The organism is Roseateles sp. P5_D6 (genome assembly GCF_054049415.1).
On the sequence record NZ_JBFUMK010000004.1, the window covers coordinates 144,011 to 158,504 of the forward strand.

At 70.0% G+C, this 14,494-nt stretch carries 11 protein-coding genes; 5 read left to right on the plus strand and 6 right to left on the minus strand.

Features of this window, described 5'->3' with window-relative positions:
• The first annotated feature begins 2 nt into the window (after window positions 1-2).
• Both ACXJKM_RS06525 and ACXJKM_RS06530 read left to right on the plus strand, forming a co-directional pair.
• Window positions 3-569 (plus strand): YfiR family protein, encoded by a 567-nt coding sequence (locus tag ACXJKM_RS06525; RefSeq protein WP_457351101.1) that lies wholly within the window; start codon window positions 3-5, stop codon window positions 567-569.
• Window positions 566-3,280 carry a response regulator gene (locus ACXJKM_RS06530; protein WP_457351103.1) on the plus strand — a complete coding sequence of 905 codons (2,715 nt, stop codon included), beginning with the start codon at window positions 566-568 and terminating at the stop codon, window positions 3,278-3,280. The genes ACXJKM_RS06525 and ACXJKM_RS06530 overlap by 4 nt, the downstream gene beginning before the upstream one ends.
• 20 nt (window positions 3,281-3,300) lie before the next feature.
• Here the strand turns inward: ACXJKM_RS06530 and ACXJKM_RS06535 are convergent, their stop codons facing one another.
• Window positions 3,301-4,323, minus strand: coding sequence for an alpha/beta hydrolase-fold protein (locus ACXJKM_RS06535; RefSeq protein WP_457351104.1), 1,023 nt, complete (start codon window positions 4,321-4,323; stop codon window positions 3,301-3,303).
• Window positions 4,324-4,414: 91 nt separating this feature from the next.
• On the opposite strand from ACXJKM_RS06535, the gene ACXJKM_RS06540 reads away from it, so the two are divergent.
• Complete coding sequence (locus ACXJKM_RS06540; RefSeq protein WP_056191920.1) at window positions 4,415-5,017, plus strand: DUF4337 domain-containing protein; 603 nt, start codon at window positions 4,415-4,417, stop codon at window positions 5,015-5,017.
• A 102-nt stretch (window positions 5,018-5,119) separates the two neighbouring features.
• On the opposite strand, the gene ACXJKM_RS06545 is transcribed toward ACXJKM_RS06540, so the two are convergent.
• From ACXJKM_RS06545 to ACXJKM_RS06560, 4 genes are all read right to left on the minus strand, one after another.
• Complete coding sequence (locus ACXJKM_RS06545; protein WP_457351106.1) at window positions 5,120-5,599, minus strand: hypothetical protein; 480 nt, start codon at window positions 5,597-5,599, stop codon at window positions 5,120-5,122.
• A 282-nt stretch (window positions 5,600-5,881) separates the two neighbouring features.
• Window positions 5,882-7,261, minus strand: coding sequence for a TAXI family TRAP transporter solute-binding subunit (locus tag ACXJKM_RS06550; RefSeq protein ID WP_457351108.1), 1,380 nt, complete (start codon window positions 7,259-7,261; stop codon window positions 5,882-5,884).
• Between the two features lie 295 nt (window positions 7,262-7,556).
• A complete protein-coding gene (locus ACXJKM_RS06555; RefSeq protein ID WP_457351110.1) occupies window positions 7,557-9,131 on the minus strand; it encodes an MFS transporter in 1,575 nt (524 codons plus the stop codon).
• A 176-nt stretch (window positions 9,132-9,307) separates the two neighbouring features.
• A complete protein-coding gene (locus ACXJKM_RS06560) occupies window positions 9,308-11,365 on the minus strand; it encodes a M13 family metallopeptidase (protein ID WP_457351112.1) in 2,058 nt (685 codons plus the stop codon).
• A 162-nt stretch (window positions 11,366-11,527) separates the two neighbouring features.
• Between ACXJKM_RS06560 and ACXJKM_RS06565 the strand changes: the two genes are divergently transcribed.
• Complete coding sequence (locus ACXJKM_RS06565; protein ID WP_457321969.1) at window positions 11,528-12,460, plus strand: NAD(P)-dependent oxidoreductase; 933 nt, start codon at window positions 11,528-11,530, stop codon at window positions 12,458-12,460.
• A 1-nt stretch (window position 12,461) separates the two neighbouring features.
• Here the strand turns inward: ACXJKM_RS06565 and ACXJKM_RS06570 are convergent, their stop codons facing one another.
• Window positions 12,462-12,722 (minus strand): hypothetical protein, encoded by a 261-nt coding sequence (locus ACXJKM_RS06570; RefSeq protein ID WP_157281053.1) that lies wholly within the window; start codon window positions 12,720-12,722, stop codon window positions 12,462-12,464.
• A 367-nt stretch (window positions 12,723-13,089) separates the two neighbouring features.
• Here ACXJKM_RS06570 and ACXJKM_RS06575 point away from each other — a divergent pair, with 367 nt between their 5' ends.
• Complete coding sequence (locus ACXJKM_RS06575; protein WP_457351114.1) at window positions 13,090-14,484, plus strand: TonB C-terminal domain-containing protein; 1,395 nt, start codon at window positions 13,090-13,092, stop codon at window positions 14,482-14,484.
• Window positions 14,485-14,494: the final 10 nt, after the last annotated feature.

Sequence of the window (14,494 nt, forward strand, 5' to 3'; positions counted from 1 at the left end):
CCGTGCGTTTCGGACGCTCCGTCGCGCTGGCGGTCCTGGCCTGGGCGCTGAGCGGCCTGCCGGCCGGCGCGCAGGCGCCGCTGGTCGAGCGGCAGTCCCGCGTCGAGGCCGCGTTCATGCGCAACTTCGCCCGCTACGTCACCTGGCCGTCGCGGGCCTTTGCCGACGGCACCATGCCCTGGAACGTCTGCACCGTCGACGAGAACCACTTCGACGCCTCCCTGGAACAAACCTTCCAGGGCCGGCTCGAACAGGGCCGGCCGTTCACCGTGCGGCGCGCCGTGTCACCCGAGGCGCTCGCCAGCTGCCACATCGTCTTCGTCGGCGCCATCAGTTCGTCGGCGCGCCGGGCGGCACTGGCGCAGCTGAGCGGCCTGCCGGTCCTGACCGTGGGCAACGCGCCCGAGTTCCTCAGCGAGGGCGGCGTCGTGCGCCTGCTGCCCGGCGAGCACATCGAGATGAGCATCAATCTCGACCAGGCACGCCGGGCCTCGCTGGGCATTCCGGCCAAGCTGCTCGAAGTGTCCAGCGAAGTGGTCGAGCACGGCAGCCTGCGGAGGCTCCGGTGAACGCCGCGCGGCCGCGTCGCATCCGCAGCGTGCTGATGCTGTCGCTGCTGGTGGCGGCGGCGCTGGTATTCGCCGCGGGCGCGGCCGGCCTGGTGCTGGTGCAGCGCCTGACCCTCGAACAGCGCGCCCGCGCCCAGGTCGAACCCATGGCGCAATTGATCGCCGTCGGTGCCGAGGCGGCGGTCGCCTTCGGTGACGCGCGGCGCGCGCAGGAGATCCTGGACTCGCTGCGCCCCAACCCGCTGGTGCTGTCGGCCGAGTTGCGCCTGGCCGACGGGCGGCTGCTGGCGCAGCTGCGTGCGCCGCAGGCCGTCGAGTGGCCGCCTTCCGCACCGGGCGGCGGCAGCGAGCCAGGCTTCGCGCTGGCGACCGACCTCGGCGCGGCCCGCTGGGTGCAGGCGCTGGACGGCGATGCGCGCCTGGTGCTGGTCACCAGCCTGGCCGAACTGCAGCGGCAGAACCTGGCCGCCATGGTCGCCTTCGGCGCTGCGCTCGTGCTGCTGGGGGCCGCGGTGATGCTGGGCCTGCTGTGGGCGCTGCAACGCTCCATCGGCCGGCCGCTGGCCACGCTGGCGGCGGTGGTCGACGAGGTGCGCGTCAGCGCCGACTACGACCGCCGCGTGCCGGTCGAAGGCGCCGACGAGCTGGCCCGGCTGGGCGAGGGTTTCAACGCGCTGATGGGCGCGCTGCACGCGCGCGACGCCGAGCTGCGCCGCCAGCACACGGCCCTGGAGGGCACCGTCGGCCAGCGCACCGCCGAGCTGAGCCAGGCGCGCGACGCCGCCGAAGCCGCCAGCATCGCCAAGAGCGCCTTCGTCGCCAACATGAGCCACGAGATCCGCACGCCGATGAACGCGATCATCGGCATGTCGGGCCTGGCGCTGGAAGGCGCGCTGCCGCCCCGCGAGCGCGTGCACATCCAGAAGGTCAACCGCGCGGCACGCTCGCTGCTGACCATCCTCAACGACATCCTCGACTTCTCCAAGATCGAAGCCGGCAAGCTGGTCGTCGAGACCCTGCCCTTCGACCTGCCCGAGGTGCTGGACAGCCTGGCTTCCATGATGGGCCCGCAGGCGCATGACAAGGGGCTGGAGCTGCTGTTCTCGGTGCAGGGTGACCCGCCGCGGCAGCTGCTGGGCGACCCCGTGCGCCTGGGCCAGGTGCTGCTCAACCTGGCCGGCAACGCGGTCAAGTTCACCGATCACGGCCAGGTGCAGGTGAGCGTCGAGACGGTGAGCCGCGAGCGCGAGCGGGCGGTGCTGCGCTTTGCGGTCAGCGACACCGGCATGGGCATTTCCGACGAACTCAGGCAGCGCCTGTTCGAACCCTTCGAGCAGGCCGACGCCGCAACCAGCCGCCGCCACGGCGGTACCGGGCTGGGGCTGGCGATCAGCCGCCAGCTGGTGCGGCTGATGGGCGGTGAACTCGAAGTCGACAGCTCCGCCGGCGGGGGCAGCCGCTTCTCGTTCATGCTGAGCCTGGCGGCATTGCCCGAGGCGACAAACGCCCAGCCCGCCGCCGGCCTGCACGGGCGGCGGGCGCTGGTGGTCGTTGCGCATGCCGCGGCACGCCAACTGCATGCCGCGACGCTCACTCAGGCAGGGCTGCAGGTTGACTGCGCCGCCAGCGGCGCCGAGGCGCTGGCGCGGCTGTCAGAGGACGCGGCGCAAGGCTACGACCTGGCCGTGCTGGAGCATCCGCTGGCCGGCCTGGACCTGGCGGACTTCGCGCGCCGCCTCGCCGCCCAGGCTACGGGCGGCTTGCCGGCCCTGGTGCTGCTGGCCGAGGCGGGCCGCCAGGACCCACCCACCGCGCTGGCGGCGGCCACCGTGATGGTGGCCAGGCCGGTGACGCCCTGGTCGCTGCTGGACGCCTGTGCCCAAGCGTCGGGCCTGGGCGGCGAGCACGCCGCTACCCCGCTGCCGCCGCGGCTCGACGTGCGCCTGGACGGCGCACGGGTGCTGCTCGTGGAGGACAACGAGATCAACCGCGACCTCGCCGCCGAATTGCTCGGCCGCATAGGCATCGCGGTGGACATGGCCTGCAATGGCCGCGAGGCCCTGGAGCGGCTGGCCACGCACGACTACGACGCCGTACTGATGGACTGCCAGATGCCGGAGATGGACGGCTTCGAGGCAACGCAGCGGCTGCGCCAGCAGCCGCGCTGGCAGGACCTGCCCATCATCGCCATGACCGCCAACGCAATGCTGGGCGACCGCGAGAAGGCGCTCGCGGCCGGTATGAGCGACCACGTCGCCAAGCCGATCAACGTGGCGCACCTGTATGCCACCCTGGCACGCTGGGTGCGCCCCCGCGCGCCGGCCGACAACGGCAGCGCTGCCGCCGTGGGCCTGCCCACACCGGGCATCGACATGGCCGGCGCCCTGGGCCGCCTCGGCGGCGACGCCGCGCTGCTGCGACGTGCCCTCGGCGGCTTTGCCGAGAAATACCGCAGCTTTGAACAGGACTTCGATGCCGCGCGCAACGCCGGCGACGCGGCGGCCGGGCGCCGCCTGGCGCACGACCTTCAATCCCTGGCCGGCACCTTTGGCATGGACGGGCTGCGCGAAGCCGCGCTGCGGCTGGAGCGGGCGTGCATCGCCGGCATCCATGGCGCCGCCGTCGACGCCGCACTCGACGAAGTGATCACCGCACTCGCGCCCGCGATCTCCGCCAGCGGCTCACTCTGCGCCGCGCCGCCGCTGGCCTGAACGCCGCGATCAGCGAATCTTCAGGGACCGGCGCGACGGAAGTAGGCGTCGACGCCCTCCAGCATCTCCGCCGTCACGTGGCTCCAGTAGTGGAAGGTATGGGCGCCGGCGTCCTCGCGATAGTCGGGCGCCTGGCCCTGGGCGCGCAGCGCCGCCTGAAGTGCGCGATTCGTCGTGACCAATTCGTCCTCGCTGCCGCAGCGCAGCACCAGTGGCACCGGCAGCCGCCCGGCGCGCTGGACCTCGGCGATCAGCTCGTCCGGATACCAGCCGCTCAGCGCGAAGGCATAGCCCCAGCGCTGCGGCGCCGCCAGCGGCAGCTTGACCGAGCCATAGCCACCCAGGGACATACCGGCGATGGCCGACTGCGCGCGTATGGGTGAGAGGCCGTACTGTTCCTTCAGCCAGGCCGGCAACTCGTCGACGATGAAGCGCTCGGCCGGGCCGTCGTAGCGCCGGCCGTTGCTGCTGGGCATGACGATGACGAAGGGCCGTGCACGGCCGCTGGCGATGAGGCGGTCGGCATAGCGCTCGATGTGGCCGGTGCGAAACCACTGGTCGGCGTCCATGCCGCCGCCGTGCAGCAGCGTCAGCACCGGCAGGGCCTGGCCGCGCTCGAAGCCGGGCGGCAGATAGACGTTGACTTTGTCGGTCCGGCCGAAGGCGGCGGAAGCCACCTCGTACGTCTCGACACGGCCTCGACCGGTGGCCGGTGGCGTCCATGCACCTTCGCCAACGAAGACGAAGGAATGCTGGCCGCCCTGGCCATCGGCATCGTGGTCTGGCGTGGCCGGGTCATGCACCCAGCGGCCGTCGACGACGAACTTGTAGAGCCACTGCCCCGGCGCCAGGTCCAGGCGCACGCGCCAGATGCCGTCGGCGCCGCGCGCCATGGCCTGCTTGTGCTTGTCCCAGCCCGTCATTTCGCCGGCGAGGAGGACCCGGCTCGCCTGCGGCGCCTCCAGCGCGAAAGTGACGGGCTCAGCGCGCACCGTGGCGGTGACGGCAAACAGCAATGTCAGCAGCAGTGTCTTGGCTTTCATTCGGCTTGCGCAGGAACTGAAGGCCGCGAGATTGCCACAGACAAGGCCCGTGCTGCGCGCATAGTTCCGCTGCCAACTACACACCCCTTCCATGGACCTCGATCCCAAAGACCTCATCGACCAGGCCGCCGAAGCCGCGCAGGAGGCGCGCACCGCGCGCCTGAACGCCGCTGTCGCCATCACGGTGGCGATCCTGGCCACCTTCATGGGCATCTGCAAGGTCAAGGACGACAACATCGTGCAAGGCATGCAGCAGGCCCAGGCCGACAAGCTCGATTACTGGGCCTACTTCCAGGCGCGCACGATTCGCGCCGACGTGGCCGAGCAGGCGGCCACCCAGCTCGAGCTGGCCAAGGCCGGAGCACCCAACGCGCAAGCCGCGGACTACGACAAAGCCATCGCTGGCTACCGCGCCAAGGCGGCCGACCAGCTCAAGAAGCGCGACGAACTCAAGGCCCAGGCCGAGGCAGCCCAGACCGCTTACGAGACGCTGAACCGCCGCGACGACCAGTTCGACCTGTCCGACGCCCTGCTCGCCATCGCCATCGCCCTTCTGGCCGTGACGGCGCTGACCCGGCTCTGGCCGCTGTACTTCGTGGCCCTGCTGCCAACCTTCTTCGGCGTGCTGATGGGCGTGGCCGGCCTGATGGACCTGCCCATCCATCCCAACATGCTGTTCCGGTTGCTGTCGTAGCGTTGCTGCTTGAGCAGCGAGAGATGCGAGGCGGTCTTTGCGGGACGTCGGGCGCCGCGCAGTTTTGGGCTTGGGCTTGGGCTGCTTCAGGCTGAAAGCGGTCTAGCTGCCTTCACTGCGGCGCACTTCGCTCTGCTTAGCCGAGATGACAGCCAGCATCGCCGCATACACGGGAACGAGTATCACCGCAGCAAATTCCAAGAACAGAGTGGCCACCAGCGTCTCGTCACGTGCTCCGCACACACCGTCGAGAGCTGCCGCTTTTGAATGCATGTAAGCCAACAGTCGCATGAAAAGGTGCCCGGCAAGGATGGGGCTCCATGCCACGGCTCGCCAGCCTCGGAACTGACGTGCCGCCAGCGAAAACAGGATGAGGCTGTTCCACATCCCCAACATCCAAAGCCACATGCTCAGTGCCGTTATTGCCTGCCATGCTCCGGGTGGCTCGGGCATGGGCGAGTCACAGTTCCAACGGAGCAGCGCTGGACGCCACGCCTCTTGCGTGCCAAACGCGACGGCGAACAGCAGCGTGCTTAGGGCAGCAATCGCAAAGGCGGCTAGGTACTTAGTTTTGATGTTCACACTGAGCGCGGTAAGCCCATTGATCGGGGCGCCGCTATTTTCGAGACTGCGATTCTCATGGTTAGGCGCCCCCCCCCCCCCGCGGATCGGTTCTCCAGAGGCAGTAATCGCTGCAGAGCCGACGGCGGCATCAGGCTGATGCCGGACTTCCGGAAACCCAAGGCAGCTTTTTCACAGCCTGTCCGCTGCAGACGCGTTCCCCACCCGAATTACTCGGACGCATCCCGGGATCGGATTGGATGGCGGTACGGACAGGCAGCAAGCCGCCGCGCCGCTTGTTGACTAGTCGGTCGGTCCGTCTGTCGGCCGGGACCGCTGCGCCAGCAGGCGCTTGCGCACCGCATAGATGTTGTTGCGCAGCGCGTAAAGCTCTTCGGCATAGGACAGCGGCACCGCAATGCGGTGTGTGACGCGGTCCAGCTCATCCAGCTCGTCGAGCAAAGCGCCGCGCTCGCCTGCGCCGCTTTCAAGCTTTGCTTCCACCTCGCGCAGCCGCGCATACCAGCGGAACACGCGCGAGCGCACGCGGAACGTGTAGAGCGGCGGCACCACGCGCGACAGCGGCAGCATCAGCACCAGCAGGCCGCCGACCACCAGCCACATGCGTTCCAGCAGATTGCCGGCCCAGAAGGGCAGGTAGCGCGCCCACGCCGGCGTCGTGCCGTTGATCGCGCGATCGCCCTCGGCGCTGACCGGCAGCTCGCTGGTGCGGGTGTTGGGGAAGTCGCGCGCGCCATTGAACCAGCCGGCGTCGCTGTGCTGGCCCAGGGCCGCCTGCGCGAACAGCTGGCGCAGCGCAGGGTGCGTCTGCTCGCGCGCCAGCAGTGCGGTGGTGGTGGCGAGCAGCGGCACGTCGTGCGGCGGTAAATCGGCTGCCAGGCCCACCACACCACGCGGCAGCCTCACGGTGGACAGGAAGGGCAGCTGGCGCGAATAGGCCTCGTTCTGCTCGAAGGCCATCAGCGCAATGGCCGGGTCGCGCAGCAGCTCGCGGATCAGGCGGGCCTGCGGCGCCGAGATCAGCACCGTGGCATCCAGCCGCCCCTGGCGCAGCGCCTCACCCGCGGCGTCGGGCGCCAGATTGGACAGCCGCAGATCGGTCGGCTTCAGTTGGTTCAGCGCCAGCAGCTTCTCAACAATCTGCGGTACACCGCTGCCGTCCTGATCCACATTGACTCGCAGGCCGCGCAGCTGGTCCAGGCGCTGCAGTTCGCCCCCGGGCTGGCGGCGCGCGATGCCGAGATCGCGGCGGTAGAAGATCCAGATCGGCTCGTAAAACAGACTGCCCAGCGAGACGATGCCGGCCTCGGTATCGGTCACCGGATCGGCCATGCCGCCGCGTACGAAGCCCACATCGACCGTGCCCGCGCGCAGATGGGCCAGATCGTCCTGCGCGCCTTCGCTGGCGATCAGCTCCACCTGGATGCGCTCGCGTGCCAGCGCTTTCGCATAGCCCTCGCCGAAGCTGGCGTAGGCACTTCCGGCCGGGCCGGTCGCTAGCCTTACCTGGCGCGGCGGCTGCGGATCCAGCCACCAGTAGGCAGCGACCAGCAGGCCTCCGCCGAGCAGTAGCAGCGGCCCCATCGAGACCATCAAGTCGCGCAGCGTCTGCAGCAGCAGGCGCAGGCTGCGGGTGGCATGCCATTGCTGAATCGGGGTCATGGCTTGCCGTCCTGAGCGGGCAAAGGCTGGGCCTGCGTGTTGCAGAGTCGCTCGCATTCCCGAGCACCCGCATGAGTGGTGGCAGCAAGGCTGAGGATGATCGTGATGCCGAGGCGTCGCACGGGCTGGGCCTTTACCGATGGAGGACCGGCCGATCGTATGGGAGGCGCGCAGGCGGACTGTTACGCCCGCTTTCGCTGCAAAGCGGGCGACGGCACTAGGCTGGAAGCGTTCTTCCAAATCGCTGTCGGTTCTGGCACAGGCGTCCCAAGTCAGCCCGTGCGCACTGCGTGTCTTAACGCTCAACCTTGCGCATCAACATCGCGGCAACCGCCGCGCCCAGTACGCACAGCGCGGCGCTCACGCCCATCACCCAGCGGTATCCGCTGATGAAAGCCTCGTGGATGGCGCTCTGGGCCGCGGCTCGGGTGGCTGCGTCGATGTCCCGCGGCAGCTCGATGGCCGCGAGCCGGCTCTGTTGCTCCAGCACCAGCGACGCCACAGCGGCAGGCACGCCGTGGTGGTCGAGCTGGCCTCGAAGCGCAACACCGAATGCCCAGGCCATCAATGCACCCAGCGCAGCGATGGCCAGCACGCCGGCCGCACGGGACACCGCGTTGTTGATACCCGATGCCACGCCGGCCGCGTCGGCGCCCGCCGCATTCATGACAGCCGTGGTCAATGGCGCGACCGTCACGCTCATGCCCACGCCGAGCACCACGATGCCCGGCAGGAACCCGGTCCAGTAATTGGCCTCGATGGAAGGCAGCGCCAGCGCAGCGAAGCCGGCGCCCGCAATCACGGGGCCGATGGCCAGCGGTGTGCGCGGCCCGACCCGGTCGGCCAGGCCGCCGGCCCAGCGCGACAGCGCAAACATGATCAGGATAAAGGGCAGCAGCGCCGCTCCGGCGGCGGCGGCCGACAGGCCATGGACCTGGATCAGCGCCAGCGGCACGAAGAAGAGGCCACCGCCGAGGGCCGCGTAGACCAGCAAGGTCAGCACATTGGCGCCGGCAAAGACGGGGTCGCGAAAGAACTGCAGCGGCAGCATGGGCCGAGGCGTACGTTTCTCGACCCAGGCGAAGGCCCCCATCGCGACGATGCCGATCACGAGGGCGGCGATCACGGCGGGCGAATCCCACTGGCGGGCCGGCCCTTCGACGAAGGCGAACACGATGCCGCCCAGGCCCACCGTGACGAGCGCCGCCCCCGGCCAGTCCAGCCGCCCCGTGGCTTGTGGGTCGCGGGATTCCGGCACCCGCAGCATCGCCATCGCCGCAACCAGCGCGGCCAGCGGCGCATTCACCAGGAAGGCCCAGGTCCAGGAGTAATGGTCGATCAGCCAGCCGCCGATCACCGGCCCCACGGCGGCCGTGATACCGCTGAAGCCGGCCCACGTGCCGATGGCCCGGCCCCGTTCATGCTCGGGAAAGGCCGCACTGATCAGCGCCAGGCTCCCCGGCACCAGCAGGGCTGCACCCACGCCCTGCAATGCGCGCGCCGCGATCAATGCGTTCACGCCGCTTGAGAGCGCGCACAGCACCGAGGCCACGCCGAAGATCGCCACACCCATCAGGAAGATGCGGCGGCGGCCGTAGCGGTCGCCCAGCGCGCCGCCAAGCAGGAGCAGCGCGGCCAGCAACAGCGCATACGACTCCACGACCCATTGCACCTGATGCAGCGTGGCATGCAACTCGTTCTGGATTGCCGGCAGCGCCACGTTGACGACCGTGCCGTCGATGAAGGCCATGCCGGACGCGAGGATTGCGGTCGCCAGCACCCACCGCTGCCTGGCCGGCGAGCAGGGCGATGCCGGAGGGCCGTGGCGGATGGCGGCCTGGTCGCAGGGTGGATGCAGCGCAGCGGTCATGGAACTCCGGCGGGCAATCGAGGTGCCACCCGGCTTTCACCAAGGCACCCGCGCCAGGCACGCCGGGAAATGGGCGCATCCTGCGTGCGCAATGCTACCTTCACGGTCAGTGGCCGCTGCCGACAACGCCGCTGCTCATCGCGGCGGCAATGAGCAGCGCCCTCAGCCCGTGTAGATCACCACACCTTGCAATGCTGCCCCGCCGGCTTCACCAGCTTGGCGCCCGGCTTGCACGCAAAGGCCTTCTCGAACTCCGGCATGTTGACGACGACGCCGTTGATGCGCCAGCGCGCCGGCGAGTGCGGGTCGACCTTGGCCTGCACGCGCAGGGCTTCGGGGCGGGCATCGGCGCAGTCCCACTGCGCGAAGCCGACGAAGAAGCGCTGCTCGGGCGTCAGGCCGTCGCGGTTCTCCAGCGTCTTGCCGGTCATGTGCACCTTCCAGGCCTCCCAGGCCAGCACCAGGCCGCCGAGGTCGGCAAGGTCTTCGCCCAGCGTCAGCTTGGAGTTGATCTTGATGTCATCGACGACGGTGTAGGTGGCGTACTGGTCGGCCACGCAGGCGGCGCGCTTCTCGAATTCCTTGCCGTCCTTCTTGGTCCACCAGTTCTTCAGGTTGCCCTGGGCGTCGAACTGGCGGCCTTCGTCGTCGAAGCCGTGGGTCAGCTCGTGGCCGATGGTGCCGCCGGTGTTGCCGTAGTTGGGTGCCTCGTCGAGAGCTGCGTCGTACAGCGGCGCCTGCAGCACGCCGGCGGGGAAGTTGATGTCGTTCATCTGCGCGTCGTAATACGCGTTCACCGTCTGCGGCGTCATGCCCCACTCGCCGCGGTCCAGCGGCTGGCCGATCTTGGCCAGGCGGCGCTTGGCCTCAAAGGCGTTGCCGCGCGTGACGTTGCCCAGGAAATCGCCAGGCTGCACGGCAAAGGCCGAGTAGTCGCGCCAGCGCTCCGGGTAGCCCACCTTGTTGACGATGGCCTTGAGCTTGGCGTGGGCGCGGGCCTTGGTCTCGGCGCTCATCCAGGCCAGGCTGTCGATGGACCGGCCCATGGCCACCTCGATCTCGTCGGTCATCTGCACCGCCGCGGCCTTCAGGTCGGGCGTGAAGTTGCGCGCAATGAATTCCTGGCCCAGCGCCTCGCCCATCTGCACGTCGACGAGCTGCACGCAGCGCTTCCAGCGCGGTTTCAGCTGGGGCGTACCGTGCAGGGTCTGGCCGTAGAAGTCGAAATTGGCCTGCACGAAACCGTTGTCCAGCGCGGGGCTGAGGCTGCTGGCCAGCTGCCAGCGCAGATAGGTCTTCAGGTCCGCCAGGCTCATCGCGTTGAGGCGCGCGCCGAGTGCCTTGAAGAAGGCCGGCTCGGTGACGTTGTAGCGGGCATGCCAGGGCGTGGTGCCCAGGGCCGCCTGGTAGCTGGCCCAGTCGAAGCCGGGCATCAGCGCCTTCAGGCCGCGCGCGTCGACGACGTGGAAGGTCTTGTAGGGGTCGCGCTTGTCGACCTTGGAGAGCGACGCGCGGGCCAACGTGGTCTCGGTGGCCAGCACGCTGCGCGCCCCCGCCTTGGCGGCCTCGGGTGTGTCGCCCAGCAACTCGAAGATGCGGGCCACATGGGCCTCGTAGGCGGTGCGGATCTTCAGCGTCTTGTCGTCACGCTTGAGGTAGTAGTCGCGGTCGGGCAGGCCCAGGCCGCCGGCCGAGGCGAAGGCGATCTGGCGCGTCGCGTCGGCGAAGTCCTGGCCCGCGCTGAAGCCGAAGAAGAGGCGGTCATTGCCGGCCGCCAGCTGCAACTCGGCCAGCAGGGCCGGCAGGGCCTTCTTGTCCTTCAGCGCGGCGATGCGGTCCAGCGTCGGCTGCAGGCCCTTGAGCCCGGTGGCCTGCACGGCGCCCTCGTCCATGCAGGCGGCGAAGTAGTCACCCAGCTTGGCCTGGGCCGCGGTGCGCTCGGCGCCCGGCTGGCCCAGCTTGTTCAGCACGCCCCACAGGTAGCGCTGGTTCTCGTTGGCCATCTTGGCGTAGACCGACCAGCGCGACTGGTCGGCCGGAATGGGGTTGGTCTTGGTCCAGGCGCCGCAGGCGTAGCGGTAGAGGTCGTCGCAGGGGTCGGCGCTGCGGTCCATGGCCGTCACGTCCAGGCTGGGCGTGTAGGGCAGGGCATCCAGCGGACCTTCCGCAGCATTGGGGCCGGCCGCGTGGGCCAATGTCGCCGCCAGCAAGGCGGGGAGCAGCAGTCGTTTCATGGTGGGCGAGGAATTTGAAGTGGGGCGATTGTGGGCGCTGGGCGCGCCAGCAGCCATTCGTCAGACCTGGGGGAGCGGCCAGCCCGTCGCGGAATTCGGCGGGGGAGGAGAAGCAGATAGGTTCGGCCATGATGGGCGCTTTCTGATTGCTGCAATTTGCCCATGGAAACCTTGCTGCTGCTCGTCCCGATCGCCGCCGAACACAAGGCCCTGCTGCTGGAACGCTTTCGCGTCATCGACGCCCCCGACGCCACCCGCCGGGCCGCGGCAATAGCGGCCCACGCCGCCGAGATCGACCTCGTGCTGACGAATGGCGGCACCGGCTTCTCCGCCGACGAGATCGCCGCGCTGCCCAACCTCAAGCTGCTGGCCGCCCAGGGCGCCGGCTACGAGAATCTCGACGTGGCGGCCGCCAAGGCGCGCGGCGTGCTCGTCTGCAACGGCGCCGGCACCAATGACGACTGCGTGGCCGACCACGCCCTGGCCCTGCTGCTGGCCAGCGTGCGCGCCCTGCCTCAACTGGGCGTGGCGCTGCGCGCCGGCGTCTGGCGGGACGCCCTGCCCCTCTTCCCCAACTTCAAGGGTAGGCGCCTCGGCGTCATCGGCCTGGGCGGCATCGGCCGCAAGATCGCCACGCGTGCCGCCGCTTTCGGCATGGTCATTGGCTACAACAACCGCCGCCCGCGGGAGGATGCTGGCGATGCGGCCTGGTTCGACAGCGTGATGGCCCTGGCGGCCTGGGCCGACGACCTTGTCGTCGCCACGCCCGGCGGGGCGGCCACCCGGCACATCGTCAACGCCGAGGTGCTGGCGGCGCTGGGCGCCGGCGGCCATGTCGTCAACATCTCGCGCGGCAGCTGCGTGGATACCACCGCGCTGGCCGCGGCCCTGCGGGCTGGGCAGATCGCCGGTGCGGCATTGGATGTCTATGAAAGCGAGCCCCGCCCGCCGCAGGAGCTGCTGGGCCTGGACAACGTCATCCTGACGCCCCATGTGGCCGGCTGGTCGCCCCAGTCCATCCGCGCCACGGTGGAGAACTTCATCGCCAACGTCGACGCCTGGCGGCGCGGCGAGGCGCTGCTGACGCCGATCTGATTCAGCGCCGCTCGCGCCGCGCCTCCATGACTTCGCTCTCTTCGCGCGCGGCGTACTGGCGGCGGCTGCCCTCCTGAAGCGCCACCTCTGCCGCCAGTCGGCCCATCTGGGTGCTGGCCATCTCCTGCATCATCAGCACGTCGGCGTCTTCGGGCATGCGCGTCAACTGCGGCTCTTCGCGCTCCGCCCGCGCCGGACGTCGGCGCGCGAACAGCGCATCCAGGGTCAGCAGGCGGCGGGGATCGGGCAGGGAGGCCATCATGGAATCTCCGAAAAATGTCAGGCTTGTGGAACAGACGTTATTGCGACGCCGATAGCGACACGCCCCCGCATCAACCCTTCCCTAATTCCGCGGTTGGCGGGTGGCGTGCCGGTCCAGCACGCCCCCCGCATCCGCGGGGCCGGGCGCCCCTGATGGCAACCCGGTGCTGATCGGCCCGCACGTCTGACGACAATGGGCGCATGCGCTGCCAGGATCATCCCGAGCTGATTCGCCCCCGCCTGGTGGGGCCGGCTTGAGCCGCTGGTCTTCAGGCCCCAGCCTCGCGCAGGCGCTCGCCGCTGAAACCGCCCCCTCCTGGCCGCGGAGATCGCGCCATGGCCCGGCGCGGGCCCTGCTGATCTCTCTGGTGGCCCATGGGCTGCTGCTGAGCCTGACCTTTGGCGGTGAAGGCCTGGGCCTGCCCGGCCTGAGCTTGCCCTGGCAGGCCCGCCGCGCCGAGGTGCCCGACCTGCGCGTCGTGCTGGTCACCCCGCCGCCAGCGCCTGCCGCTGAGCCATCGCCCCTGCCCGCCGAACCGCTTGCGCCGTCCGAAACCTCGGCTGTGCCGGCGCCACGCGCCCCGGCGGCCGACGAGGCACCGCCACCCGCCCCCGCCCCGGCCGTCATCGCCGTGGAACGGCCCAACGAAACGACCTGGACGGTGCCGCCTCAACCCCCGGCCTCCGCCCCCGTCATCGCGGCCCTCTCGGCTGCCTCCAGCGCCCTGACCACGCTGACGCGCGACGACAGCACACGCGCCGCACTGGACCGCGAGGCCCGCGAGCGCGCCGCCGAAATGGCCCAGCTCGACCGCGCCAGGCGCGACACCCAACAGCAAGCCCAGCAGCAGACGGAAAAACTGGCCGAAGCGGAACGACTGGAGGCTGCGAAACAGGAGGCGACCCGACAGGAGGCCGCTCGCAAGGAGGCTGCACGTCAAGAGGCAGCGGCCCGGGCCGAGGCGGCGCGGCTGGAAGCCGAACGCCAGGAAGCCCAGCGCCAGGCCGCCGCGAAGCAGGAAGCGGCACGGCTGGAGACCGAACGCCGACTCGCGGCGCAACAGGACGCGGCTCGGCAGGAGACAGCTCGCGCCGAGGCCGCTCGTGCGGAAACCGCCCGGCAAGAGGCAGCCCGCCAGGAAACGGCCCGCCAGGAAGCTGCACGCACCGAAGCCGCCCGTCAGGCCGCCGAGTCCGCCAGGCAGGAGGCCGCACGACAGGAAGCCGGGCGCCAAGAGGCGGCTCGCCAGGAAGCTGCCCGCGCCGCGGCCGCCAAGCTGGCCGAGGCCAAGGCCGCCGAGGAGCAGCGCGAAGCCCGGCTGCGCGCCATCGGCCAGCAGCTCAACGAGGAAGCCGCCAAGCGTGACGCGGCACGCCAGGCCCCCTCCAACCTGCCCTCGTCCTGGAGCAGCGCCCGCCGCGGCCGCCTCTTCGGCCGCACCGATGCCAACGCCGAGATGGTGCTCTACGCCGAAGCGTGGGCGCGAAAGATCCAGTTCAACCAGACCTTCGACCTCGTCCGCGACGCGATCAAGCAACCCTACACCGACCCGCTCGTGACGGTTGCCATTCGCGCCGACGGCACGGTGGAGTCGGTCAGCTTCTACCGCTCCAGCGGCGTGCCGGCGCTGGACGAGGCCATCCGCCGCGTCATTGAGAGCCAGGCCAACTACCCGGCCTTCACGCCGGCGCTGGCGCGCGAGTACGACGTCATCGAGATCCGCCGTACCTGGCATTTCGATTCGGCGATCCGGCTGTACTGATCGCCCGCCA

Coding starts and splice junctions, on each gene's coding strand:
- ACXJKM_RS06535 (WP_457351104.1), bottom strand. CDS start 4,323: ATGAAAGCCAAGACACTGCTGCTGACATTGCTGTTTGCCGTCACCGCC.
- ACXJKM_RS06570 (WP_157281053.1), bottom strand. CDS start 12,722: ATGATGGCCTCCCTGCCCGATCCCCGCCGCCTGCTGACCCTGGATGCG.
- ACXJKM_RS06550 (WP_457351108.1), bottom strand. CDS start 7,261: ATGACCCCGATTCAGCAATGGCATGCCACCCGCAGCCTGCGCCTGCTG.
- ACXJKM_RS06565 (WP_457321969.1), top strand. CDS start 11,528: ATGGAAACCTTGCTGCTGCTCGTCCCGATCGCCGCCGAACACAAGGCC.
- ACXJKM_RS06560 (WP_457351112.1), bottom strand. CDS start 11,365: ATGAAACGACTGCTGCTCCCCGCCTTGCTGGCGGCGACATTGGCCCAC.
- ACXJKM_RS06555 (WP_457351110.1), bottom strand. CDS start 9,131: ATGACCGCTGCGCTGCATCCACCCTGCGACCAGGCCGCCATCCGCCAC.
- ACXJKM_RS06540 (WP_056191920.1), top strand. CDS start 4,415: ATGGACCTCGATCCCAAAGACCTCATCGACCAGGCCGCCGAAGCCGCG.